We start from the raw sequence: 25,344 nt of genomic DNA, 5'->3' as shown, positions 1-25,344 counted from the left end.
TTTGGAATATTTATGAATCTCAAGGGAAAACGCAGAACGCTGTTTCTGCTGCTGGCGGTCGCGGTTTTAGCCGTTGGGTACTGGCTATGGCAGGTGCTGAATGCGCCGGTGCCGCAGTATCAGACGCTGATTGTTCGCCCTGGCGAACTGCAGCAAAACGTCCTGGCGACGGGCAAGCTTGATGCCCTGCGCAAGGTTGACGTCGGTGCGCAGGTCAGCGGTCAGCTGAAAACGCTGTCGGTTGAGATTGGCGACAAGGTGAAAAAAGGCCAGCTGCTTGGCGTGATCGATCCTGAACAGGCTGAGAACCAGATCCGCGAGGTGGAAGCCACGCTGATGGAGCTGCGCGCGCAGCGTGCGCAGGCGCTGGCCGAGCGTAACCTGGCCCAGGTCACGCTGACCCGTCAGCAGGCGCTGGCCAAAACCCAGGCTATCTCGAAGCAAGATTTAGACACGGCCACCACGGAGCTGGCGGTAAAACAGGCGCAGATTGGCACGATTGACGCGCAGATCAAACGTAATCAGGCCTCGCTGGATACGGCGAAAACCAACCTCGACTACACCCAAATCGTCGCGCCGATGGCCGGTGAAGTCACCCAGATCACCACCCTGCAGGGCCAGACGGTGATTGCCGCCCAGCAGGCGCCAAACATTTTGACCCTGGCAGACATGAGCACCATGCTGGTGAAGGCCCAGGTCTCAGAGGCGGATGTCATCCATCTGAAGCCGGGACAAAACGCCTGGTTTACGGTGCTGGGCGACCCGCAGACCCGCTACGAAGGCGTGCTGAAAGACATTCTCCCGACGCCGGAAAAGGTTAACGACGCCATCTTCTACTATGCCCGCTTTGAGGTACCCAACCCGAAGGGCGTGCTGCGTCTGGACATGACCGCGCAGGTGCATATCCAGCTGACCGGCGTGAAGAACGTGCTGACCATTCCGCTCTCGGCGCTGGGTGAATCCGCCGGGGAGAGCCGCTACAAAGTGAAGGTGCTGCGCAACGGCGAAACGCGCGAGCGTGAAGTGGTGATTGGCGCGCGCAACGACACCGACGTGGTGGTGGTCAAAGGGCTGGAAGAGGGCGAGGAGGTTGTTGTCAGCGAAAGCCTGCCCGGAGCCGCCAAATGACGGCGCTGCTTGAGCTGAATGACATTCGCCGCAGCTATCCCTCCGGCGATGGCCCGGTGGAGGTGCTGAAGGGCATCTCCCTGCGCGTGGAGGCGGGCGAGATGGTGGCGATTGTCGGCGCGTCGGGCTCCGGTAAATCGACGCTGATGAACATTCTCGGCTGCCTGGATAAACCGACCAGCGGCACCTATCGCGTGGCCGGAACGGATGTCTCCACGCTGGACGGCGACGCGCTGGCGAAGCTGCGCCGGGAACATTTTGGCTTTATCTTCCAGCGCTACCACCTGCTTTCTCATCTTAGTGCGGCCCAGAACGTCGAAGTACCGGCGGTGTATGCGGGCGTCGAGCGGAAAAAACGTCTTGAGCGTGCGCAGATGCTGCTGACGCGCCTGGGGCTGGCGGAGCGCGTAGATTACCAGCCCTCGCAGTTGTCCGGCGGCCAGCAGCAGCGCGTGAGTATCGCCCGCGCCCTGATGAACGGCGGGCAGGTGATCCTCGCGGATGAACCGACCGGCGCGCTCGACAGTCATTCCGGCGAAGAGGTGATGGCGATCCTGCATCAGCTTCGCGATCGGGGGCACACGGTCATTATCGTCACCCACGATCCGCAGGTGGCGGCGCAGGCGGAACGCATTATTGAGATCCACGACGGCGAGCTGGTCAGCAACCCGCCGCCGCGGGCGTCCAGAGCGGCGGCGCCGAAAGAAGCGCTGCCGGCCGCAACTGGCTGGGGACAGTTTTCCAGCGGCTTTCGTGAAGCGCTAACCATGGCCTGGCTGGCGATGGCGGCCAATAAAATGCGCACCCTGCTGACCATGCTCGGGATTATCATCGGCATCGCCTCGGTGGTGTCGATCGTGGTGGTGGGCGACGCGGCGAAGCAGCTGGTGCTGGCCGATATCCGCGCCATCGGCACCAATACCATTGACGTCTATCCCGGCAAAGACTTTGGCGACGACGAGCCGCAGTATCAGCAGGCGCTGAAATACGACGATCTGGCGGCGATTCAGAAGCAGCCGTGGGTCAACTCCGCCACGCCGGCCGTTTCGCAGAACCTGCGCCTGCGCGTGGGCAATGTGGACGTGGCCGCCAGCGCGAACGGCGTCAGCGGAGACTACTTCAACGTCTACGGCATGACCTTCAGCGAAGGGGCGACCTTCAACGCCGAACAGCTGGCGGGCAGGGCGCAGGTGGTGGTGCTGGACGCGAACTCGCGCAGGCAGCTTTTCCCCAATAAAGCCAACGTGGTCGGCGAAGTGATCCTGGTCGGCAACATGCCTGCCACGGTCATTGGCGTGGCGGAGGAGAAGCAGTCGATGTTTGGCAGCAGCAAGATCCTGCGCGTCTGGTTGCCCTACACAACGATTTCCGGGCGGATTATGGGGCAGTCCTGGCTTAACTCCATCACCGTACGCGTGAAGGAGGGCTACGACAGCGCGCTGGCCGAGCAGCAGCTTGAGCGGCTGTTAACCCTGCGCCACGGGAAGAAAGATTTCTTCACCTGGAACATGGACGGCCTCTTGAAAACGGCGGAAAAGACCACACGTACTCTTCAGCTGTTCCTCACGCTGGTGGCGGTGATTTCGCTGGTCGTCGGCGGCATCGGGGTGATGAATATCATGCTGGTGTCGGTCACCGAGCGCACCCGGGAGATCGGCATCCGCATGGCGGTTGGGGCCAGATCCAGCGACGTGCTGCAGCAGTTTTTGATTGAGGCGGTGCTGGTGTGCCTGGTTGGCGGGGCGATGGGGATTGCGCTCTCAATGATGATCGCCTTTGCGCTCCAGCTCTTTTTACCCGGCTGGGAGATTGGCTTCTCGCCGGTTGCCATTATTACCGCGTTCCTGTGTTCGACCTTTACCGGCATTTTGTTCGGCTGGCTCCCCGCCCGCAACGCGGCGCGGCTGGATCCGGTGGACGCGCTTGCTCGGGAATAACCCGAAAATAAAAATGCCAGCCGATCGCGCTGGCATTTTGACGGCGGGATGTACACAATAAAACAGAGCGCTAGGCAACCGTCTCTGCTTCAATGGGGACGATAAGGCTTGCATGATTGCCTTTAGGTCCCTGGTGTACATCGAACCGGACGGACTGCCCGGCTTTGAGCGTTCTGTAACCATCCATCTGAATGGTGGAATAGTGAGCGAAGATATCCTCGCCGCCGCCTTCGGGGCAGATGAAGCCAAACCCTTTGGCGTTGTTGAACCACTTAACAGTACCCATTTCCATGCTTCGACATCCTTCGTAAATCTTATAAGTTAAGATGGAATGAACCGGTGGTGGAGTGGGGGCTGTTCAAAACCTCGCCATCTCACGCTTGTACAATTTAGAGAAACGGAAGACGTCGTCAAGCGTTTGGCGCTGGAGTTGGGACAATAATCAACCAAAGTTTGAAGCAGTTAACGCTATTGCGACAGTTTGTGACAGACATCGCGGATGACAGTAATAGATGATTGTTATCTAACATCTGAGGTAGATTCAAAGTGGCTATGCATCATGGGTAAGACCAACGATTGGCTGGATTTTGACCAGCTGGCGGAAGACAAAGTGCGCGACGCGCTAAAACCGCCATCTATGTATAAAGTTATGTTAATGAACGATGATTACACGCCGATGGAATTTGTTATTGACGTGCTACAAAAGTTCTTTTCTTATGATGTAGAACGTGCAACGCAACTGATGCTTACCGTTCATTATCGAGGCAAAGCCATCTGCGGCATCTTTACGGCAGAAGTGGCGGAAACCAAAGTGGCGATGGTGAACGACTATGCGAGGGAGAACGAGCATCCGTTGCTGTGTACGCTGGAAAAGGCCTGATAAGGCATAAAATTGGGGGAGGTGCCTATGCTCAATCAAGAACTGGAACTCAGTTTAAACATGGCTTTCGCCAGAGCGCGTGAGCACCGACATGAGTTTATGACCGTCGAGCATCTGCTGCTCGCACTGCTTAGCAACCCATCTGCCCGCGAAGCGCTGGAAGCCTGCTCCGTGGATCTGGTGGCGCTGCGTCAGGAACTCGAAGCCTTCATCGAACAAACCACACCGGTGCTGCCAGCCAGTGAAGAGGAGCGCGACACGCAGCCGACGCTTAGCTTCCAGCGCGTGCTGCAGCGCGCGGTTTTCCACGTCCAGTCTTCTGGACGTAGCGAAGTGACTGGCGCAAACGTCTTAGTCGCCATCTTCAGCGAGCAGGAGTCGCAGGCTGCCTATCTGCTGCGCAAACACGAAGTCAGCCGCCTCGACGTGGTGAACTTTATTTCTCACGGAACGCGCAAAGACGAGCCTAACCAGGCATCGGATTCCGGCAACCAGATCAATAACAATGAAGAGCAAGCAGGCGGGGAGGATCGTATGGAAAACTTCACCACCAACCTTAACCAGCTTGCTCGCGTTGGCGGTATCGACCCGCTGATCGGTCGTGATAAAGAGCTGGAGCGCGCGATTCAGGTGCTGTGCCGTCGCCGCAAGAACAACCCGCTGCTGGTGGGTGAGTCAGGCGTGGGTAAAACCGCGATTGCCGAAGGGCTTGCCTGGCGCATTGTGCAGGGCGACGTGCCGGAAGTGATTGCCGACTGCACTATCTACTCGCTGGATATCGGCTCGCTGCTGGCGGGCACAAAATACCGCGGTGATTTTGAAAAACGCTTCAAGGCGCTGTTAAAACAGCTGGAGCAGGACACTAACAGCATCCTGTTTATCGATGAGATCCACACCATCATCGGCGCAGGTGCGGCCTCCGGTGGCCAGGTGGATGCCGCAAACCTGATCAAACCGCTGCTCTCCAGCGGCAAGATCCGCGTGATTGGCTCCACTACCTATCAGGAGTTCAGCAACATCTTTGAGAAAGACCGCGCGCTGGCGCGCCGCTTCCAGAAAATCGACGTGACCGAACCGTCCGTCGAGGAAACGGTGCAGATCATCAACGGCCTGAAGCCGAAGTACGAAGCGCACCACGACGTGCGTTACACCGCGAAAGCGGTCCGTGCGGCGGTGGAGCTGGCGGTGAAATACATCAACGACCGTCATCTGCCGGATAAGGCCATTGACGTAATTGATGAGGCGGGGGCGCGTGCGCGCCTGATGCCGGCCAGCAAGCGTAAGAAAACCGTTAACGTGGCGGATATTGAGTCCGTGGTGGCCCGCATCGCGCGTATCCCTGAGAAGAGCGTTTCTCAGAGCGACCGCGACACGCTGCGCACCCTCGGCAATCGCCTGAAAATGCTGGTCTTTGGTCAGGATAAAGCCATTGAGGCTTTAACCGAAGCGATCAAGATGGCCCGTGCCGGACTGGGGCATGACCACAAGCCTGTCGGTTCATTCCTGTTCGCCGGTCCGACCGGCGTGGGTAAAACCGAGGTAACGGTGCAGCTCTCTAAAGCGCTCGGCATTGAGCTGCTGCGCTTTGATATGTCCGAGTATATGGAGCGTCACACCGTCAGCCGTTTGATTGGTGCGCCTCCGGGCTACGTCGGCTTTGACCAGGGCGGCCTGCTCACCGACGCGGTGATCAAGCATCCGCACGCGGTTCTGCTGCTCGATGAAATCGAGAAAGCGCACCCGGACGTGTTCAACATCCTGCTGCAGGTGATGGACAACGGGACGCTGACCGACAACAACGGGCGCAAGGCGGACTTCCGCAACGTGGTGCTGGTGATGACCACCAACGCCGGGGTACGTGAAACCGAGCGTAAATCCATCGGCCTGATCCACCAGGATAACAGCACCGATGCGATGGAGGAGATCAAGAAGATCTTCACGCCGGAGTTCCGTAACCGTCTGGACAACATTATCTGGTTCGATCACCTGTCTACCGAGGTGATCCATCAGGTGGTGGACAAGTTCATCGTCGAGCTGCAGGTACAGCTGGACCAGAAAGGCGTGTCGCTGGAAGTAAGCCAGGAGGCCCGCAACTGGCTGGCCGAGAAAGGCTACGACCGTGCGATGGGCGCTCGTCCAATGGCGCGAGTGATTCAGGACAACCTGAAAAAACCGCTGGCGAACGAGCTGCTGTTTGGCTCGCTGGTGGACGGCGGCCAGGTGACCGTGGCGCTGGACCAGGCGAAGAACGAGCTGACGTACGATTTCCAGAGTGCGGCGAAGCACAAGCCGGAAGCGGCACATTAAGTCGTTTTAGTATAAAAGCCGGGTTTTTTAACCCGGTTTTTTTGTGCCCGTTTTTCTCCCTCTCCCCATGGGAGAGGGCCGGGGTGAGGGCGTCAGGCCGCAGAGGAATTTTGCGAGGCGCTTTCCAGATTCTTTCGAAGTCAGTTGCTGGATAAATCCACAGTAATAAAATGGCGGCGCACCTGCAAAATCAGGTGTCGGGATTGGCGTCCTGAAAGTGTGTGCACATACAATCTTGCGTGCATAAAGGATCACATATGATTGATATTAATGGCTTCACCCAACTTTACACCGAACTCTCCCTCAATCCCGATCTCCCAACCCTTGCTGAGCGCTGCACACTGCTCACCGAAATCCTCCTCGACTGCAAATCACTCCCGCAGACGCAGCCCGTATGCCGTTGCCTTGGTGCATACCTGGAAGAAATGAAAATCGGCCTCACAGAATCAATGCGTGATTTTCAGGTGGTGGAATTTGAGGACGAAGCGGAACAACCGCGACAAAAAGAGTGGTTGCTGGAAGATACCGAAACGAAATGCGACTACTGCCGGTCGTTAAACCATGTGCTGCTGGTGGCGAATTTTGACGGCGATATGTTGCCGCACATCACGGGGCTACTCCATGACATTACGCATTCTATGGCCGCAGACGTTGTTGCGCCTCGAAATGCAGAACCGGTAATTCACATTATTTCCTGAGTTCGAGCCCAGGCGTCGGGGGCATTTCTCTGACGCCGTTGCTGTAACCCTTTTTTTTGATGTATACGTAACGTATTGATTTATCTGGTGAGGATTTACGTGCCAAAAAAAAGGGTTTTATACGTGTAAGTTGATTATTTTTTTGCTAACAATAAGATGGCGTCGTTTCTTTCCAGTTCACTGCCGTACAGGCAGCTTAGAAAAGTGACGCCTGCGGCAAACTTCCCTGCCTCGGGTTCACTGCCGTACAGGCAGCTTAGAAAAGTAGCAAAAGCGAACCACTTCGATAGCTTCGGTTCACTGCCGTACAGGCAGCTTAGAAAGCAGAAAAAGGGCTATGAAGACGAAGCCGCGAGTTCACTGCCGTACAGGCAGCTTAGAAAGGCCAGTATTACCTTCTTGCAAAACCCGAATCGTTCACTGCCGTACAGGCAGCTTAGAAAATGTGAACGCCAAAACCACAGAACATGCAGCCGTTCACTGCCGTACAGGCAGCTTAGAAATGCGAAACAATTAACATTTAACTTTGTTACCGAGTTCACTGCCGTACAGGCAGCTTAGAAAATTGCTGCGTCATTCAGTCACCCAACGCTGCCGGTTCACTGCCGTACAGGCAGCTTAGAAATCACCGGTAAGACGTGGGAAGAGACTATGGCAGGTTCACTGCCGTACAGGCAGCTTAGAAAATCAGCTGATCCGCCAAGCTGGCGGCCTGCTTGTTCACTGCCGTACAGGCAGCTTAGAAAGGTATAACCGGCAGCCACTCCGGCAGCGGCTGGTTCACTGCCTTACAGGCAGCTTAGAAATGGGAAATGATAGCTGGCGGCCTTGTCTGCTTGTTCACTGCCGTACAGGCAGCTTAGAAATGCTGCGCGTGAGCGTGTACTGGTGCGATCAGGTTCACTGCCGTACAGGCAGCTTAGAAAAGTATGACCCGCAACGCCTGATCGCCATCATGGTTCACTGCCGTACAGGCAGCTTAGAAAACTTCTCGCCCGTGTTCGGGTCGCGTTCGCTGGTTCACTGCCGTACAGGCAGCTTAGAAAGTGATGGCATCCACACCCGCATCAACGGTTTTGTTCACTGCCGTACAGGCAGCTTAGAAATCAATTGCGGCCGCGCGGGCCGCCTGTTGGTCGTTCACTGCCGTACAGGCAGCTTAGAAAAGGACTCCGGCGAAACGGTCGAAGCCGTTAACGTTCACTGCCGTACAGGCAGCTTAGAAATATTCCGCCGCCCCCGCCGCCATACAGCGCAAGGTTCACTGCCGTACAGGCAGTTTAGAAAGATGCACGTTTAGCGATAGTCGGGGCAAAAAGGGTCACTGCCCCACAGGCTGCCCCTCTCAAACCAACCCACCGTATAATATTCACCAAACCAATTTAAAACCTAATCCCATCAAACCTGCACTCTCTATTTTCACAATAAATAAAAAAACCATTCACACATGAATTATATTCTAGCGAATATATTATTCGCAAAAATAATACTTCACCTAAAAACATGATTTCCCACCTCATTATCACGGTGATTATTATTCATTTGATACCCGTCACATTTGTTTCCATCCGATGTTCGCTAACATATTGCGCATTCAACACCTTGAAATAAAAGCCCTTGCCATGTCCGTAAAGAGCATCACCCCTACAGACTTAAAAACCATTCTGCATTCAAAGCGTGCCAATATTTATTATCTGGAGAAATGTCGTGTTCAGGTGAATGGTGGACGTGTTGAATATGTCACCCAGGAAGGACAAGAGTCGTTTTACTGGAATATTCCCATCGCGAATACGACTGCGGTGATGCTGGGAATGGGAACATCCGTTACGCAAATGGCAATGCGCGAGTTTGCGCGGGCAGGCGTAATGGTTGGTTTTTGCGGAACGGACGGCACGCCGCTTTATTCCGCAAACGAGGTAGATATCGACGTCTTATGGCTCAGCCCGCAAAGCGAATACCGCCCGACCGCATATTTACAAAACTGGGTCTCATTCTGGTTTGATGAGGAAAAACGCCTGCAGGCGGCAAAACGGTTTCAGTTTATTCGTCTACAGCAAATCGAAACGCAGTGGGCGAGAGCGCGGATGCAGCGAGACACTGCTTTTCAGCCTGATAAGGGTGCGCTGGAAACTATTCTGGAACGTGCCAGACAGGGTATGGAAAACGCACAGGATCACACGTCGCTGATGCTTCAGGAAGCGCAGCTTACCAAATCGCTCTATAAACTGGTCAGCCAGACGGTGGGTTACGGCAGCTTTACCCGCGCCAAACGCGGCGGCGGGGCAGATATGGCGAACCGTTTTCTCGACCAGGGCAATTATCTGGCCTACGGGCTGGCGGCCGTCGCGGCCTGGGTAACGGGCATTCCACATGGTCTGGCCGTCATGCACGGTAAAACCCGACGCGGCGGGCTGGTTTTTGATATTGCTGATTTAATCAAAGACGCCCTCGTTATGCCGCAGGCATTTATGGCGGCGATGGAGGGCGAGGATAATCAACAGTTTCGCCAGCGCTGCATCAACGCGTTTCAACAGGCTGACGCGCTGGATGTGATGATCGCCACCCTGCAGGAAACCGCGCACGCGCTGGCGGGCGCCGCAAAATGAATGTGCTGATTATCTCTCGATGCACCAAACGCGCGCGCGAGCAAAGCTGCCAGATTATCGATCAGTTTGCTGAGCGAACGGGTGACGCGGCGTGGCTGACGACGATAACGATGGAAGGCGTCACCACCCTGCGCAAGCTGCTGCGCAAAACGGCACGTCGTAACACTGCCGTAGCCTGCCACTGGTTGAAAAAAAACGGACAAACCGAGCTGCTGTGGATTGTCGGGAATTTGCGACGCTTTAACGCGCAAGGGCGCGTGCCAACTAATCGCACGAGCCTGCAAATTATCCGCAACGACGGCGAACACCGCTGGCAAAGTGCGGAAAGTATCGCCCTGCTGGCGGCGATTGCCGGGCTGTTTCATGATTTTGGTAAAGCGGGGATGTGCTTCCAGCAGACGCTTAAAGGAGAAAGCAAGCATATTTGTCAGCCTTACCGCCACGAATGGATCTCGGTTCGTCTGTTTGAGGCCTTTGTCGGGGAGCGCACCGATGAACAGTGGCTGACATCGTTGAAGCAGCTCAAAGCCGCTGACGAAAAGGCCATGCTGAACGCGCTGAAGATGGATACAGACAAGAACGGCAGCCTGTTGGGAAAACTCCCGCCTCTGGCTAAGGTGGTGGTATGGCTGATTTTGTCGCATCACCGCTTACCGCAGTCGCACTCGACGCGTCCTCAACTGGACTATTGCGAAGGCTGGTTTGAGAAACAGCTGAACCCGGAATGGAGCTCGCTTAATCATAAATCCACCGAAAAACATCCGTGGAAAGCGCGTGATTTTAAAAATGTCTGGAAATTCTCCGATGGTACGCCGCTAAAAAGTAAAACGTGGCGCGAGAAGGCCCGGCAGATTGGTAAGCGCATCCGGAACCTGCCCGCACTGCTTCACGCGGGATCGCTGGATAATCTCTTTACTCTTCATCTTGCCCGCCTGTCGCTGATGCTGGCCGACCACGTTTACTCCTCTCAACCGGCTTATTCCGGATGGCAGGATGATGCCGTTCCGTGCTGGGCCAACAGCGACCGCCAGTCCGGAGAGCTTCGGCAAAAGCTGGATGAACACAATGTCGGCGTCGCGCATCTGGCGCTGTTGATGGGGCGCTCGCTTCCGGCACTGCGCCGCTCGTTGCCCGCCATCGCAAGACACAGGACGTTCCGGGAAAGAGCGAAAGATCCGCGTTTTCACTGGCAAAACAGGGCATGGGACGTGGCGTCTTCCCTGCGTGAGAAAAGTGCAGAGCAGGGCTTCTTCGGCATCAATATGGCCTCGACCGGATGCGGTAAAACCTTTGCGAATGCCCGGATCATGTACGCTCTGGCAGATGAGCAGGCAGGATGTCGTTTTAGCGTGGCGCTGGGGTTACGCACGCTCACGCTGCAAACGGGTCAGGCTTTGCAGTCGCGCCTGGGGCTGGATGACGACACGCTGGCCGTGGTGACCGGCGCTGCAGCAGTGAAGGAGTTGTATCAGGGTAATGATGCTGAAGATACCCGCGTCGCCAGCGACGAAGCGTTCTTCGCCAGCCATCACTACGTACATTACGAAGGGGCGACCAGCAGCGGTATCGCCCAGCAGTGGCTGGCGAAAGAACCGGCGCTGAATCGCCTGGTCAGCGCCCCGGTGCTGGTGACAACACTCGATCACCTGATGCCTGCAACGGAAGGCGTGCGCGGCGGCAGGCAGATCCCCGCCATGCTGCGCCTGCTGACCAGCGATCTGGTGCTTGATGAGCCCGATGATTTTGACGTTGATGATTTGCACGCCCTTTGTCGGCTGGTGAACTGGGCGGGCATGCTCGGCGCCCGCGTGCTGCTTTCCTCTGCCACGCTGCCCCCGGCATTAACGGAAGCGCTGTTCGAAGCCTACCGGGAAGGGCGCAAAGCCTGGCAGGCCGCGTGCGGTCAGTCGGACAGACCGACGAGTATCTGCTGCGCCTGGTTTGATGAGTATGGCGCGCAGTCGCAGGATGTGGCCGACGATGCTCAATTTCGTCAGGCGCATGGCGATTTTGTCAGGCAGCGGATTAAACGTCTGCCAGACCAGCCCCGGCTTCGTCTGGGTAAACTGGTCTCCGTCGCGCCGCTATCCACCCGCAGCACCGATACGATTTCCGCGCTGGCGGAGACATTGCATCAGCAAATGCTTGCGCTGCATTACCACCATCACACCGCGCATCCCAACGGTAAAACGGTCTCGTTCGGGCTGGTGAGGATGGCAAACATCAACCCACTGGTTGCTGTCGCACAAACGTTGATGGCTACGCCCTCGCCGAAAAATTACCGCATTCATTACTGTGTTTACCACGCCCAGCACCCGCTTGCGGTGCGCGCCGAGGTTGAAAAACGGCTTGATCGGGCTTTCACCCGACACGACGCGGAGCAGGTCTGGCAGTTGCCTGAAGTGCAACAGGCTATGAATTCACAGGAGCAGCACCATCTTTTCGTCGTGCTGGGAAACGCCGTTTTAGAGGTTGGTAGGGATTTTGATGCTGATTGGGGAATAGTCGAGCCAAGCTCAATGCGTTCGCTGATTCAGTTCGCCGGACGTATTCAACGCCACCGTCAGCAGGTGCCTGAGTACGAAAATCTGGTGATTCTGGATCGCAACGTGCGCGCGCTTCGCGGAGAGAAGATCGCCTACTGCCGACCCGGTTTTGAGACCGAGCAGCATCCGCTGGCTCATCACGATCTTCATGAGCTTCTTACTGAAGAAGACTACCGCACGCTGAATGCGATCCCGCGCATCGTTGAAAATCTGCCCGGCAACGCGCTGGCGGCGCTGGAGCATGAGCGTTTGCGCGCCGCGCTGCTGGGCGATGGCAAGAAATCAGATGCGGTGGCGGCGTCCTGGTGGCGGCTACCGCTGACGTGGAACGGTGAGCTGCAGCTGCGGACGCCTTTTCGCCGTGCGTCACCGCAGGACACTTTCTTTTTGCGCATGGAAGAGGAAGACGGTGAACCTGAGTTTTGCCTGATGCAGGAAGACGGCAGGTTAAAACCCGCAGGACGGTTTTGCGAACAGGCGTTGTTTATGGCTGACGGCGTAGAGCCGTGGGTCGCAATCGAATATGCCGAGATATTACAGGCGCTCGCCGAAACGAAGCAGATGGAGCTGGCTGCGGTGTCTCGACGGTATGGCGAAATTACGTTGAGAGTGACCCGGGAGGAGGAAACAGAGAAATGGTTGTATCACCCGGTGTTGGGGGTGTTTCGCGCCCTCTCAGAGAGGGCGCGGGCTGCTTGTACAGCAGTGAACATTTGAAGCGAATCGTTTTACAAGTACTTCTAAGCTGTCAGTACGACAGTTACGTCAATGAGATTAAAGAAGATTTTAGAGAAAATAAAATATAATAAATTTAAAGAGAATCTATTTATAAGTAGGATGAAAATTTAGTTGTTGGTAATAAAAACCAAGCATTCACTACCCATAAAGTTTGCAAGGGAATAGTGTGATGCTTATCAAACTGATGCGTTTTTTGCTTCTGGTCGGGGTTTTTGTCGCCGTTGCTTACTCTGGCCCGTTGTTTTGATGTGGCCCATAGCCACCATGTCCGAAACGATCCAAAAACAGTATCAACAACGGATAATTGGAAAATAGACAAGTTCAGGAAGGTGTTATGTCACAAAGCGTTGTTACTGCTTTCATCAGTGAGTACATTGCCGGACGACGGCAAACAAAGCTGGAAGCATTTGATAAAGCGGCCGCAAAGCGCAGCGAAGATAGCGCAACGCTTGCGGCTGAACGCCGGGAACTGGAGCTTCGCTATGAGCCAAAAGCATGGCTGACGGATGCCGCAAAGCGAGCATGGCAAATTAACCTCGTAACCCATGCGGCGAAATTTACCCACGGGGATTCAAAAAGTAGCAGTATTTACAGCGAGGCAGTGGCGCAGGAAGGGTATCTCAGCACCGCTGCGTTGTCAGGTCTGGAACCGGATGCGGTGGGCAACGCCGCTGCGCTTGACGTCGCGAAATTATTGCAAACGCGGGTTGAGGGCGGCGATTCCCTTCTGGCAAGCCTGAAACGTGGCGACTGCGCCGCGCTGGCCGCGTTTACCGATGACGAGAGTCAACTGCGTGAATGGATTGCGGGTTTTTCTCGCGCGTTAACGTCCGGCGAACCCGCTTCGCACAAGCTGGCTAAACAGGGGTATTTTCCGGTAGGTGAAAATTACCATCTGTTAAGCCCGTTGTTTGCCACCTCGCTTGTTCACGCTATGCATCAGAAGATGATTGCCTGTCGTTTTGGCGACAATGTAAAAGCCATCTGGAAAGCGCGTCGAGAGAAAACCTGGCATCCCACTCCGCTTACGCTTTTCCCGGATTCAGCAGAAATACACTTTGGTGGCACTAAACCGCAAAACATTTCCTATCTGAACAGCGTACGCGGCGGACGTAGCTGGCTGCTCTCCTGCCAGCCGCCGCAGTGGAAAAGGGCAGAAAAGCCACCAACGAGCTTACGTTCTGTTTTCACCTCGGGTGGGCAATTTGACCGCCGTGCGAAGAGTCATATTCAGCTGCTTGTTTCCCTACTGACGAAGGCGGGCGATTACACCAATTTTCGTATTCGTGAAGCGCGCGACGGCTACATCAATATGATTATCGATCTGCTGTTTGAGATCGCCTCTGTATTTCAACGGGAAACCGCGCAGAACTGGACGCTCAACTGTCCCGATCTGAAACCTCATCAGCAGCTCTGGCTCGATCCCTGGCGCACCAAAACCGATGAAGCTTTTCGTCTTGAGCGGGATAAAGACGACTGGCAGGACGCGGTGGCGGAAGATTTTGCCCAGTGGCTCAACGCCCGTCTGCGCAAGTCGCTGCCGGATGTCGGTAATGTGGAAAAACGAGAGTGGGAAACCCGCGAACGTTTACGCAGCAACCTGCGTGAAATGGAAAAAATCATCCGGGAGGCGCTGAAATGAGCTCACTGATCCTGCTTCGCCGTATTAGCGTCGAAAACGCCAACGCGATTGCTGGCCTGACCTGGGGTTTTCCCGCCATCACTCATTTCCTGGGATTTGCCCATGCGCTGTCGCGCAGGCTGACGGAAACGCACGGGCTGCGCATCGAGGGCTGTGCCGTCGTCAGCCACGAACACCAGATCCACGCGCACACGTCTGGTCGCGATTATCAGTTTGCCCTGACGCGTAATCCCCTTACCCGTGAAGCGAAAACGGCCTCATTTAATGAAGAGGGGCGCATGCATATGACGGTTTCGCTCCTGCTTGAGTGTCACGGGGAAATTCCGAACGGTGAATACGGACAGCGTGACCTGGCCGAATACCTTTCGCAGGTGTGCCCGACGCTCCGACTGGCGGGCGGCATAGTCGTTGATATTGAGGCGATTACCGTTATGGCGATGCCGTCTACCGATCGCGAAATGCGTCGGTTGCAGTGGCAGCTTATGCCCGGTTTTGCCTTACGCGATCGGAGCAGCTGGCTGGTTCAACATCATCAAACCCTGCTTGAAAACCATCCTGATGCCACATTGCTTGATGCCTGGCTTGATTTCGCCGCGCTGAAAATCCAGGCGGAAATGCCGGAGAGCGGCAACCTGCGCGAAGGCGAGCCGGCTGACTGGCACGTTGTTCCCAAACCTAATCCCGGTTATCTGGTGCCGTTAATGACGGGCTACCAGCGTATCTCTGAACTTTACGCCCCCGGCGTCGTGGAAAACGCGCGCGATGCAGAAACGCCCTTCGCGTTTACCGAAGCGGTGTATGGCGTGGGCGAGTGGTGCGGTCTGCATCGGATTCGGTCGCTTGACGACATTTTCTGGCGCTATCGCACGACGGAAACAGGCTACTACTGTCAGGGCGCGGGCGCGCCGTTGACTTCTGAACCTCTTAATTAAAAAGGACTTATCTATGGCAAAGGCTCCAACTGCCGTTAAAACGGCATCTGTACTGGCATTTGAACGTAAACTGGCAACCTCGGATGCGGTGATGTATTCAGGACGCTGGGCGGGGGAGACCTGGCAGCCGATTCGGATTCAGGAAAAAGCGGTACGCGGCACCATTTCTAACCGTCTGAAAAATGCGCTGACCAACGATCCGGCAAAGCTGGATGCGGAGATCCAGAAAGCGAACCTGCAGCGTGTGGACGTGGCGTCGCTGCCCGCCGATGCAGACACCCTGAAGGTGAAATTTACCCTTCGCGTGCTGGGCAACCTGTCGACGCCATCAGTGTGTAACGATCGTGCCTACCAGGATGAACTTCAGCAGGTTATCGACGGTTATATCAGTGAACACGGTTTCAAAGAGCTGGCGCGTCGCTATGCAACCAATCTGGCAAATGGTCGTTTTTTATGGCGTAACCGCGTCGGGGCAGAAAAAATTATCGTGAACGTGACGGGCAGTAAAGCGTGGACGTTTGATGCGTACAATTATGCGCTTCGAGATTTTTCTGCCTGCGATGAGCGCTTAAACGCACTGGCGCAGGAGATCGAAAAAGGGCTTAGCGGTGAAGAATTTGTTCTCCTGAACGTCGACGCGCAGGTGCTGCTCGGTGCCGGGCAGGAGATCTTCCCGTCGCAGGAGCTGGTCCTGGACAGCAACAGCAGCAAGAGCCGTCTGTTGTATCAGGTAGACAGCGTTGCAGGCATGCACTCGCAGAAAATCGGTAATGCCATTCGAACAATTGATACATGGCACCCTCAGGTCGATGAGCTGGGTGCTATCGCTGTCGAACCGTATGGCTCTGTCACCAGCCGTGGTGTGGCCTGCCGCCAGCCGAAAGAGAAGATGGACTTCTACACCCTGCTGGATAACTGGGTGACGAAAGGCCAAAAGCCTGACGTTGAACAGCAGCATTACGTCATGGCCGTGCTGATCCGCGGCGGCGTCTTCGGTGAGAAGGGCGAGTAAGGAGTGGTTATGGATCACTACATTGAGATCCGCGTCCTGCCCGACCCGGAGTTCAGCGAGGAGATGCTGATGGCCGCGCTGATGGCTAAGCTGCATCGCGCGCTGGGCCAGCGGGGGCAGGGGGATATTGGCATCAGCTTGCCTGCGCACGGCATGAAGCCCGGCCCGGTGTTACGTCTGCACGGTACTCGCCCAGCGTTAAGCGAACTCGAATCAATCACATGGCGAAAAGGACTGAGCGACTACTGCATATCTTCGGACATCCAGCCCGTGCCCGTCGTCAGCCAGTGGCGGTGCGTGAGCCGCGTCCAGGTGAAAAGCAGCGCGCAGCGTCTGATGCGACGCTCGGTAAAAAAAGGATGGCTAACGGAGGACGAGGCGCAGCAGCGTTTGCTGACGATGCAGGAGGCGAGGACGGATCTGCCCTGGCTCAACTTGCGTAGTCTCTCAACAGGCCAGTCTTTTAAGCTTTTTATTCGCCACGGGGATGTGCTGTCTGCGCCTGTCTCGGGGACATTTACGACCTACGGACTCAGCGCGACGGCAACGGTTCCCTGGTTCTGAAGCGCATAACCGCATCCGCGTTCAGGGTGCGGTTTTTTCAGCCAGGCGGGCATCAAAAATAAAGGGCATTTGCTGAACTGAATTGAGCGCCGTGTGGAATGCCGGATGTAAGGGGTTAAGGATGGCATTGTTTTCATAAGGGATGATGCAGGACGGTAGGATAAGCGCGAGGGCGCTGTTAGCCTGTAACCATCCGGTTCCCAGATCCATCGTTGATACCGGCGCTGGATTTTCCTGCCAGTCTTCGGGGAGCCACGCTTTATCCAGGTAATCAATCTGGTCATCCGGGATATCGATGCTGAAAAGATGGTACTGATTCAACACGCTATCTTTCCGAACGTGCACCAGAATTTCCAGTGAGGCCAGCGAGATGGAGGTGGACACATACACCGCTGGATGGCCTTTATGGTTCCAGCATCCGCCATACTGGTTTGCGCCGCTTCCGCTCCACGCTTCGCTGGCATAGCGTCCCGTCACCAGACGATAAAAAATCATGCGAACACGCCATGTTCGAGTCGACCAATCAAGTCGGTGACTTCCAGGGCACCGGTTTCCGTCGCGATCAGGTCGACAGGGGCAACATTTCCAAGCCCGCGCACCGGCGCCTGCAGCCAGTTCCATGCCTCTTCTTTACTGCCAAAATAGTCGACAGCAGCATCCAGCACCCGAACGAAACGGGCCACGCGTTCGCTTTCATCCGGCGTCAGCGTCCGTCCCGCGCTTTTGCGGCGGGCTACGTTACGTTCATTAATTCCGGTGACGCGCAAAATGTCCGCTTTCGACATCGCCGTCCACTCATGGATATTGTCGAGCACGCTGACGGGTAACCCCTGATTGAGAAACTCAATCAGCCGCATACCCCTGTTTGCAGGTAAACCAGCGTACCGCCAAAGCGCGTTATCAGCAGGTTGCTGGTCGGGGATCCATGTTCTCATGTTACCTCCGGATTGGTGTCATTTGTCATGATTAAGTATAGTCATTTGTCATAATGAATGAAATGGATGTTTTTTGTGCAAGGTGGTTTATAAGAAGAATGGCGTTTGACCCTAATTTTTAGGGTGTTTGTAATACATTGATATTAAATGGATATTTTGAGGGGGTGATAAAGAGGGTGAAAGAAGGGTTTTTAGCTTTTTTTGTATGAAAATCATAATGGTGTGAAGATATTATTTCAGTGCACTGCCGTACAGGCAGCTTAGAAAGTCTGCATATGACGCGGCGTACTGCACACGATGTGCACTGCCGTACAGGCAGCTTAGAAAACGATATCGCCCTTAAGTTCAGCAATGCCAATGTGCACTGCCGTACAGGCAGCTTAGAAAGCGAAAAGCTGGAGAAAGACGGAGCGCTAAACGTGCACTGCCGTACAGGCAGCTTAGAAAGCGCAACGGAGATTGCCACGCCGGAAATCATCGTGCACTGCCGTACAGGCAGCTTAGAAAAATTGCCGAGCCGAATCCCATATAAACTCCTTAGTGCACTGCCGTACAGGCAGCTTAGAAAGTACCGTCGAGGGCACCAACAAGCAGCAGCTGGTGCACTGCCGTACAGGCAGCTTAGAAAAATCTGGTCACCCCAGCCATATATCTCATAATGTGCACTGCCGTACAGGCAGCTTAGAAATCCGGCGGGTCTCCCGACGGGTTGAGCGGACCGTGCACTGCCGTACAGGCAGCTTAGAAATTAACGCGGGTCTGGACGCTCGTAGAAGCCATGTGCACTGCCGTACAGGCAGCTTAGAAAGACTTAACGGGGCTTTTGATTTAAGTGAAACGGTGCACTGCCGTACAGGGAGATTAGAAACTCGTGAGCACATCCTGCTGGGTCGTCAGGTAGTGCACTGCCGTACAGGCAGCTTAGAAAAGTGTAGACGTGACCCCGGCTTGAGAGCTGAATGTGCACTGCCGTACAGGCAGCTTAGAAAAGGCTGACAACTACGTGCAAGAGCAGCCTCGCGTGCACTGCCGTACAGGCAGCTTAGAAAGGAAACAATGCGGTTACGGAACGTCAGGCATTTGTGCACTGCCGTACAGGCAGCTTAGAAATCATCGGTCAGGTGCGAATCGATAGCGTTGCTGTGCACTGCCGTACCCGCAGCTTAGCAAAATAGAAAATAAGGTCTCTCCCCCTTACTTTCTACACTGTCGAACAGACAGCCTGAAACGAACCGCCAAATAATTGTTCAAATAATCAACTGCACCACAAAAAAATAAGGCCGGGAAAATCCCGGCCTTATTTAATATTCATCTGCCATTACAGGCGAAAACAATTAGCGACTACGGAAGACAATGCGGCCTTTGCTCAGGTCGTACGGGGTCAGTTCAACAGTCACTTTGTCGCCCGTCAAAATGCGGATGTAGTTTTTGCGCATTTTACCGGAGATGTGCGCAGTTACCACGTGACCGTTTTCCAGCTCTACGCGAAACATGGTATTAGGCAACGTATCAAGTACGGTACCCTGCATTTCAATATTGTCTTCTTTGGCCATCTAATCCTCTGGGGTATCACTACCAAGTTTTGAACCGGCAAGATAATGCCGAAATTCATCAATTAAGTAAAGAATTGCGCGATTAAAACGCAGCAAAACAGTTTCGGCGCATTGCCCAAGCGTCACGGTACAACCGAACAGGAAGCGCATTCGCAAAGGGGAGACGACAGGATAAACGTCAGGACGTTATCTGAAGCGAGGGTCCCAAACGGCGGCGGGGCAACAGGCAGAAGCTACTCTGCGGCGTAATTATAACACCCTCACAAAAAATATGCGGAAAACATTTAGGCATTGGGCACAAAGAGCGTTTTCGGTATCCAGAAGTCGCGCGGGAGCTTCTCCTGACGGCTGGCTTCAAGCTGTTCGATGTACTGGCGGCGCGGGATTTCAACAGCCCCGAGGGAGGCCGTATGCTCGTTGAGCACCTGACAATCGATGAGGCGTCCGCCGCGCTGGGCAAACGTCTCGCAGAAGACCAGCAGCGCGGTTTTCGAGGCGTTAACCGCACGGGAGAACATCGATTCGCCACAAAACAGCGACCCTTGCGCCACGCCGTACATGCCGCCGACGAGAGCGGTGCCTTCCCATACTTCGATGGAGTGGGCGTAGCCAAGCTCATGAAGCTGGTGGTAGGCGGTAATGATATCGCGGGTTATCCATGTCCCTTCATAGCGGTCTTCGGCGCAGCCTTCAATGACCTGACCAAAAGCGTGATTGAGGGTAACGCGATAGGGTGATTTCGCATGGAAACGCTTCATGCTGCGGCTCAGGTGAAACTGCGCAGGCCACAGCACGGCACGCGGATCGGGAGACCACCATAAAATCGGGTCGCCGGGAGAAAACCAGGGGAAGATACCGCGCTGGTACGCCATCAACAGCCGCGCAGGACTGAGGTCACCGCCCAGGGCCAGCAGCCCGTTGGGCTCACGCAGCGCCCCTTCCGGAGACGGGAACGCAATGTTATGACGAGAAAGCTGGACCAGGCGCATGACAGCAAAACTCCAGTACGCGAGTGAGGACGCTACAAATATAGTCTACAGACGCTGTTTAAACTGGTAGTAGCGACCCTGTTTCGCCAGCAGCTCTGCGTGATTACCTTGCTCAATAATGTGCCCGTTGTCCATCACAATTATCCGATCAAAACTCGCCAGTCCGCGCAGGCGATGCGTGACCATCAGCACGGTTTTGCCCGTCATGACATTGGCCAGTAAATCAAGGATTTGGCTCTCGGTCGTGGCGTCAAGCCCTTCTGTGGGCTCGTCGAGCAGCATCAGAGGCGCATCGTGCAGCAGCGCGCGCGCAATCGCCAGACGGCGCAGCTCACCGCCGGAGAGCTGGCGGCCGCCTTCGCCCAGCCAGGCGTTCAACCCATCGTCCTCAAGCAGTTTTTGCAGGCCGACCTGTTCAAGCACGGCACGAAGCGCGTCGTCAGAGGCCTCCGGTGCGGCCAGCAGCAGGTTATCGCGCAGCGTGGCGCTAAACAGATGCACGCGCTGAGGAACAACGCTCACGGTCTTACGCAGGGCCGGTTCGCTGAAATCAGTCAGCAGCGTATTGTTGAAGCGAATCTGACCGCGCTGCGGATCCCAGGCGCGGGTCAGCAGCTGCAGCAGCGTCGATTTACCGCAGCCGGTACGGCCGAGGATCGCAATCCGCTGACCTGCATTGACCGAAAGAGTGATACCGTCCAGCGCGTTCTGCGCCTGCCTGTCATAGCTGAAGGTGACATCTTCAAGCGTCAGTGCAACCTGCTCGGGTACAGCGGTCTGCCCGGCGCTGAACGTCACTTCAGGCTTCTGCTCGGCAATTTGCGTGATGCGCAGGGCAGAGGCGATCACCTGGCCCAGATGCTGGAAGGCACCCGTGACAGGGGCCAGCGCTTCAAACGCGGCCAGCGCGCAGAAGACGAAAAGGGCGATAAGCGGACCCGGCTGGGTGTTTCCGCCGATATCGCCGGATGCCAGCCACAGCATGGCAATGACCGCCACGCCGCCGATTAACATCATCAGCGCCTGAGAGAAGGCCGTCAGCTCCGACTGACGGCGCTGGGCCTCATGCCAGTTCAGCTCCGTACTTTCCATTCGGGCGCGGTAGCGCTTGCTGGCGCCAAAAATGGTCAGCTCTGCCTGTCCCTGAAGCCAGGAGGTCAGCTGCTGGCGGTAGTCCCCGCGCAGTCGCGTCAGGTTTTCCCCGGTGGATTTCCCGGCGCGGTAAAACAGCGGGGGAAGAATGATGAGCGTCAGCAGCATGATCCCGCCGAGCGTCAGCGCAACGGGAACATCGAGAACAGACAGCCCCAGCGTAACCACCACAATCACCACAAACGCGCCCACGATCGGGGAGATTACGCGCAGATACAGGTGATCCAGCGTGTCGACATCGGCAACGACGCGGTTAAGCAGCTCGCCCTGACGAAAACGCGCCAGCCCGGCAGGGGAGAGGGGCAGCAGCTTGCTGAAGGTGTAGATACGCAGGTGCTGCAGCACGCGGAAAGTGGCGTCGTGGCTGACCAGCCGTTCGAAATAGCGTCCGGCCGTGCGGGTGATGGCGGTGCCGCGAACGCCCGCTGCCGGAAGCATATAGTTGAAGCTGTATAACCCGGCGAACCCCGCGACGGCCGAGGCCGACAGGAACCAGCCGGAAAGCGTGAGCAGGCCGATGCTGGCGAGCAGCGTGACAATCGCCAGCACAATCCCCAGCGTCAGCATCCATTTGTGGCGTTTATAGAGCGCCAGATAAGGCAGCAGAGCACGCATCAGATGTCCTCCTGACGGTTCGCCAGCAGGGCGGCAAACGGCCCCTGCGCGGCAACGAGAGAGGCGTAATCGCCTTGCTCAACAATACGACCATTCTCCATGACCCAGATCTGGTCCCAGTCGGCAATGCCCTCCAGCTGGTGGGTGACCATCAGGGTGGTTTGCTGCCGGGAGGCGGCGTTCAGGGCCTCCATTACGCGCTGCTCGCTGTGGGCATCCAGGCTGGCGGCGGGCTCGTCCAGCAGCATCAGCTGGCATGGGTTAAGCAGCGCGCGGGCAACGGCCACACGCTGCGCCTGTCCGACCGACAGCCCGGCGGACTGGTCGCCGACCACGGTATCCACCCCTTGCGGGAGCAGCGGCAAAAACTCGCTGACCCATGCGCGCTCGAGGACCGATTGGAGTTCATCTTCACGCGCGTCCGGGCGCGCCAGCAGGACGTTTTCACGCAGCGTAGCGGCGGGCAGCTGCGGGTTTTGTCCGACCCAGCTGAGCTGTTTACGCCAGGCGTCAGGATCGAGGTTGCGCAGTTCGGTTTTGTTGATCCGCAGTGAGCCCGTGTAGGCCATAAAGCCGGATAGCGCATTCAGCAGCGAGCTTTTACCGGAACCGCTGGTGCCGACGAGCACCACGCGCTGTCCGGCCGATAAGGTAAAGTCCAGCGGACCGGCGAGCACTTTGCCCTCGGGGGACAGAATGGAAAAGTCCTGCGCTTCAATGGTCACGGGTTCGTTAGCGTTCAGCGTCACGTCACCCCGTTCCGGGTGGGCCAGCGGCGTTTCAAGGAACGTTTTCAGGCTGTCGGCAGCGCCAACCGCCTGCGCTTTGGCGTGATAGAACGTCCCCAGATCGCGAAGCGGCTGGAAAAACTCCGGGGCCAGGATCAGCGCCAGGAACCCGGCGGAAAGGGTCACCGCCGTGCCGTAATGGCCGAAATCCAGCGCGCCGAGGTAGGAGAAGCCAAAGTAGACCGCCACGAGGGCAATCGACAGCGAGGTAAAGAATTCCAGTACGCCGGAAGACAGGAAGGCGAGGCGGAGCACTTCCATGGTGCGCTGGCGGAAGTCCTGCGATGCCTGACGAATGTTTTCGGTTTCCGCTTCACCGCGGCCAAAAATGCGCAGCGTCTCCATGCCGCGAAGGCGATCGAGGAAATGGCCGCTGAGGCGACCCAGCGCCAGGAAGTTGCGGCGGTTGGCATCCGCTGCTCCCATGCCGACCAGCGCCATAAAGAGCGGGATCAGCGGGGCGGTGCCCATCAGAATCAGCGCCGCCATCCAGTTCACCGGGAAGATGGCGATGACGATCAGCACCGGAACGAAGACGGCAAGGGCCATCTGCGGCAAATAGCGCGCGTAGTAGTCGTGCATATCGTCAATCTGCTCAAGGATCAGCGTCGCCCAGCTTCCGGCAGGTTTGCCCTGGATCCACGCGGGCCCGGCTTCCTGAAGCCTGTCGAGCACCTGACGACGGATCTCGTAGCGGATATGCTGTCCGGCGTGAAAACCGACGCGCTCACGCAGCCATACCACCCAGGCGCGCAGGATAAAAATCAGGATCAGGACAATAAAGGGCAGCAGGAGCGCTTCGCGCGGGATGTTCTCCATGATCATGTGATTAAGAATGCGGGCCAGCAGCCATGCCTGGGCAACAATCAACAGACCGCTAACGAACCCCAGCAGACGGGAAATCATAAGCCAGCGGCGGGAAATAACGCTTTGCTGTTTCAGCCAGCGTGTTAACTCTTGTTGACGGGTTTTTTCCATTGCGTACTTTGCAGGTGACGTTATTAGAAATTGGGCAGCGCAATGTTACAACGGGGAGACAATAAAGGCGACTTATCGCCGCCTTTATTTACGTTTGTTACTGACTTGTAAAGATTATTTACCTTGTTCAGCCAGCCCATCGAGGTAGCGTTCAGCGTCCAGCGCGGCCATACAGCCGGTGCCCGCAGAGGTGATCGCCTGACGGTAGATATGGTCCATCACGTCGCCAGCCGCGAACACGCCCGGGATGCTGGTCTGGGTCGCGTTACCGTGAATGCCGGACTGCACTTTGATGTAGCCGTTTTCCAGCTCCAGCTGGCCGTCGAAGATGGCGGTGTTCGGGCTGTGACCGATCGCCACAAACAGACCCGCTACTTCCAGCGTTTCGACCTTATCGGTGTTCTGGGTATCGCGGATACGCAGACCGGCAACGCCCATCTGATCGCCCGTCACCTCTTCCAGAGTACGGTTGGTGTGCAGCACGATGTTGCCGCTTGCCACTTTATCCATCAGGCGCTTGATCAGGATCTTCTCCGCGCGGAAGGTCTCGCGACGGTGGATCAGGTGCACCTCAGAGGCAATGTTCGCCAGGTAGAGCGCTTCTTCCACCGCGGTGTTACCGCCGCCGATGACCGCAACCTTCTGATTGCGGTAGAAGAAACCGTCACAGGTGGCGCAGGCAGAGACGCCGCGGCCTTTGAACGCCTCTTCGGATGGCAGGCCGAGGTAGCGGGCAGAGGCACCGGTGGCGACGATCAGCGCGTCGCAGGTGTATTCGCCGCTGTCGCCCGTCAGGCGGAACGGACGGTTCTGCAGATCGACCTTGTTGATGTGGTCGAACAGAATTTCGGTTTCGAATTTCGCGGCATGCTCGTGCATACGTTCCATCAGCAGCGGCCCGGTCAGGTCGTTCGGGTCCCCTGGCCAGTTTTCCACTTCGGTGGTGGTGGTCAGCTGACCGCCTTTTTCCATACCGGTGATGAGTACCGGGTGCAGGTTAGCGCGTGCAGCATAGACCGCTGCGGTGTATCCCGCAGGTCCAGAACCAAGGATTAGCAGCTTACTGTGTTTGGCCGTGCCCATGAGATCCCCATTGTTGTTGGCAGACATTTGGCTGGATTGTAGGGAATTTGTTGTCGTAAAAAAAGAGCACAGCAATTTTGATATCAATCTGTGTAATAGCCGCGGACGATGAATGATGCGCTATAACATCACGCTTTCTGCTGAAAATCGGTCGTTTGTAAGGCAATAAAATGAGGATTAATCCCCCGGCGTAATGAATATCCGGCATGTTGTACTAAAAAACGATGTTTTGCTTTGACAATCCCCTGCGCTTTTGCGAAA

19 protein-coding genes and 2 CRISPR repeat arrays are annotated in these 25,344 nt (G+C 56.2%); of the genes, 11 read left to right on the top strand and 8 right to left on the bottom strand.

The genetic code is table 11. The features are described 5' to 3' along the window. The first annotated feature begins 12 nt into the window (after positions 1–12). Both macA and macB read left to right on the top strand, forming a co-directional pair. Positions 13–1,128: a macrolide transporter subunit MacA gene (gene macA, locus L6R44_RS08920; RefSeq protein WP_237423919.1), complete on the top strand. Its 1,116-nt coding sequence runs from the start codon at positions 13–15 to the stop codon at positions 1,126–1,128. After that, positions 1,125–3,065, top strand: coding sequence for a macrolide ABC transporter ATP-binding protein/permease MacB (gene macB, locus L6R44_RS08915; protein ID WP_237423918.1), 1,941 nt, complete (start codon positions 1,125–1,127; stop codon positions 3,063–3,065). The genes macA and macB overlap by 4 nt, the downstream gene beginning before the upstream one ends. Positions 3,066–3,135: 70 nt before the next feature. Here macB and cspD read toward each other — a convergent pair whose 3' ends face one another. Next, positions 3,136–3,357 (bottom strand): cold shock-like protein CspD, encoded by a 222-nt coding sequence (gene cspD, locus L6R44_RS08910; protein ID WP_008499993.1) that lies wholly within the window; start codon positions 3,355–3,357, stop codon positions 3,136–3,138. 267 nt (positions 3,358–3,624) lie between these two features. Here cspD and clpS point away from each other — a divergent pair, with 267 nt between their 5' ends. The 9 genes from clpS (at position 3,625) to cas6f (ending at position 16,990) form a co-directional block, all read left to right on the top strand. Further along, the gene (gene clpS, locus L6R44_RS08905; RefSeq protein ID WP_006174393.1) at positions 3,625–3,945 is read left to right on the top strand and encodes an ATP-dependent Clp protease adapter ClpS; all 321 of its coding nucleotides are present in this window, start codon (positions 3,625–3,627) and stop codon (positions 3,943–3,945) included. 27 nt (positions 3,946–3,972) lie between these two features. Next, positions 3,973–6,252, top strand: a complete 2,280-nt coding sequence (gene clpA / locus L6R44_RS08900; RefSeq protein WP_237423917.1) for an ATP-dependent Clp protease ATP-binding subunit ClpA — start codon at positions 3,973–3,975, stop codon at positions 6,250–6,252. 257 nt (positions 6,253–6,509) lie between these two features. Further along, positions 6,510–6,950 carry a hypothetical protein gene (locus tag L6R44_RS08895; protein ID WP_237423916.1) on the top strand — a complete coding sequence of 147 codons (441 nt, stop codon included), beginning with the start codon at positions 6,510–6,512 and terminating at the stop codon, positions 6,948–6,950. A 175-nt stretch (positions 6,951–7,125) separates the two neighbouring features. After that, a CRISPR array of direct repeats spans positions 7,126–8,237; the repeat unit is 28 nt; unit sequence GTTCACTGCCGTACAGGCAGCTTAGAAA. Positions 8,238–8,572: 335 nt separating this feature from the next. Next, complete coding sequence (cas1f, locus tag L6R44_RS08890) at positions 8,573–9,556, top strand: type I-F CRISPR-associated endonuclease Cas1f (RefSeq protein ID WP_237423915.1); 984 nt, start codon at positions 8,573–8,575, stop codon at positions 9,554–9,556. Then, a complete protein-coding gene (gene cas3f / locus L6R44_RS08885; protein ID WP_237423914.1) occupies positions 9,553–12,819 on the top strand; it encodes a type I-F CRISPR-associated helicase Cas3f in 3,267 nt (1,088 codons plus the stop codon). The genes cas1f and cas3f overlap by 4 nt, the downstream gene beginning before the upstream one ends. Before the next feature lie 355 nt (positions 12,820–13,174). Beyond that, on the top strand, positions 13,175–14,482 hold the full coding sequence (gene csy1, locus L6R44_RS08880; protein WP_237423913.1) for a type I-F CRISPR-associated protein Csy1: 1,308 nt from the start codon (positions 13,175–13,177) through the stop codon (positions 14,480–14,482). After that, positions 14,479–15,414: a type I-F CRISPR-associated protein Csy2 gene (gene csy2 / locus L6R44_RS08875; RefSeq protein ID WP_237423912.1), complete on the top strand. Its 936-nt coding sequence runs from the start codon at positions 14,479–14,481 to the stop codon at positions 15,412–15,414. Before csy1 ends, csy2 begins: the two co-directional genes overlap by 4 nt. 13 nt (positions 15,415–15,427) lie before the next feature. Beyond that, positions 15,428–16,426 carry a type I-F CRISPR-associated protein Csy3 gene (gene csy3, locus L6R44_RS08870; protein ID WP_237423911.1) on the top strand — a complete coding sequence of 333 codons (999 nt, stop codon included), beginning with the start codon at positions 15,428–15,430 and terminating at the stop codon, positions 16,424–16,426. A gap of 9 nt (positions 16,427–16,435) precedes the next feature. Beyond that, positions 16,436–16,990: a type I-F CRISPR-associated endoribonuclease Cas6/Csy4 gene (gene cas6f, locus L6R44_RS08865; protein ID WP_237423910.1), complete on the top strand. Its 555-nt coding sequence runs from the start codon at positions 16,436–16,438 to the stop codon at positions 16,988–16,990. Positions 16,991–17,011: 21 nt separating this feature from the next. Here cas6f and L6R44_RS08860 read toward each other — a convergent pair whose 3' ends face one another. The 7 genes from L6R44_RS08860 to trxB all read right to left on the bottom strand — a co-directional run bounded on the left by L6R44_RS08860 (position 17,012) and on the right by trxB (position 25,083). Further along, positions 17,012–17,485 carry an RES family NAD+ phosphorylase gene (locus L6R44_RS08860; RefSeq protein ID WP_237423909.1) on the bottom strand — a complete coding sequence of 158 codons (474 nt, stop codon included), beginning with the start codon at positions 17,483–17,485 and terminating at the stop codon, positions 17,012–17,014. Further along, complete coding sequence (gene parS / locus L6R44_RS08855) at positions 17,482–17,925, bottom strand: type II RES/Xre toxin-antitoxin system antitoxin (RefSeq protein ID WP_237423908.1); 444 nt, start codon at positions 17,923–17,925, stop codon at positions 17,482–17,484. The genes L6R44_RS08860 and parS overlap by 4 nt, the downstream gene beginning before the upstream one ends. Positions 17,926–18,164: 239 nt before the next feature. After that, positions 18,165–19,095: direct repeats of the CRISPR family, unit length 28 nt; unit sequence GTGCACTGCCGTACAGGCAGCTTAGAAA. Positions 19,096–19,259: 164 nt separating this feature from the next. Beyond that, positions 19,260–19,478, bottom strand: a complete 219-nt coding sequence (gene infA, locus L6R44_RS08850; protein WP_002211347.1) for a translation initiation factor IF-1 — start codon at positions 19,476–19,478, stop codon at positions 19,260–19,262. Between the two features lie 284 nt (positions 19,479–19,762). Continuing rightward, complete coding sequence (gene aat / locus L6R44_RS08845) at positions 19,763–20,467, bottom strand: leucyl/phenylalanyl-tRNA--protein transferase (protein WP_237423907.1); 705 nt, start codon at positions 20,465–20,467, stop codon at positions 19,763–19,765. Positions 20,468–20,512: 45 nt separating this feature from the next. Then, positions 20,513–22,234 (bottom strand): heme ABC transporter ATP-binding protein/permease CydC, encoded by a 1,722-nt coding sequence (cydC, locus tag L6R44_RS08840; RefSeq protein ID WP_237423906.1) that lies wholly within the window; start codon positions 22,232–22,234, stop codon positions 20,513–20,515. Then, complete coding sequence (gene cydD, locus L6R44_RS08835; protein WP_237423905.1) at positions 22,234–24,000, bottom strand: heme ABC transporter permease/ATP-binding protein CydD; 1,767 nt, start codon at positions 23,998–24,000, stop codon at positions 22,234–22,236. The genes cydC and cydD overlap by 1 nt, the downstream gene beginning before the upstream one ends. A gap of 114 nt (positions 24,001–24,114) precedes the next feature. After that, on the bottom strand, positions 24,115–25,083 hold the full coding sequence (gene trxB, locus L6R44_RS08830; protein ID WP_032639235.1) for a thioredoxin-disulfide reductase: 969 nt from the start codon (positions 25,081–25,083) through the stop codon (positions 24,115–24,117). Positions 25,084–25,344 lie beyond the last annotated feature (261 nt).

Origin of the sequence: Enterobacter cloacae complex sp. ECC445 (genome assembly GCF_021892025.1) — a bacterium.
Taxonomy (GTDB): Bacteria; Pseudomonadota; Gammaproteobacteria; order Enterobacterales; family Enterobacteriaceae; genus Enterobacter; species Enterobacter chengduensis.
Note: the sequence above shows the minus strand (reverse complement) of the source record. Positions and strands in the feature narration are given on the sequence as shown.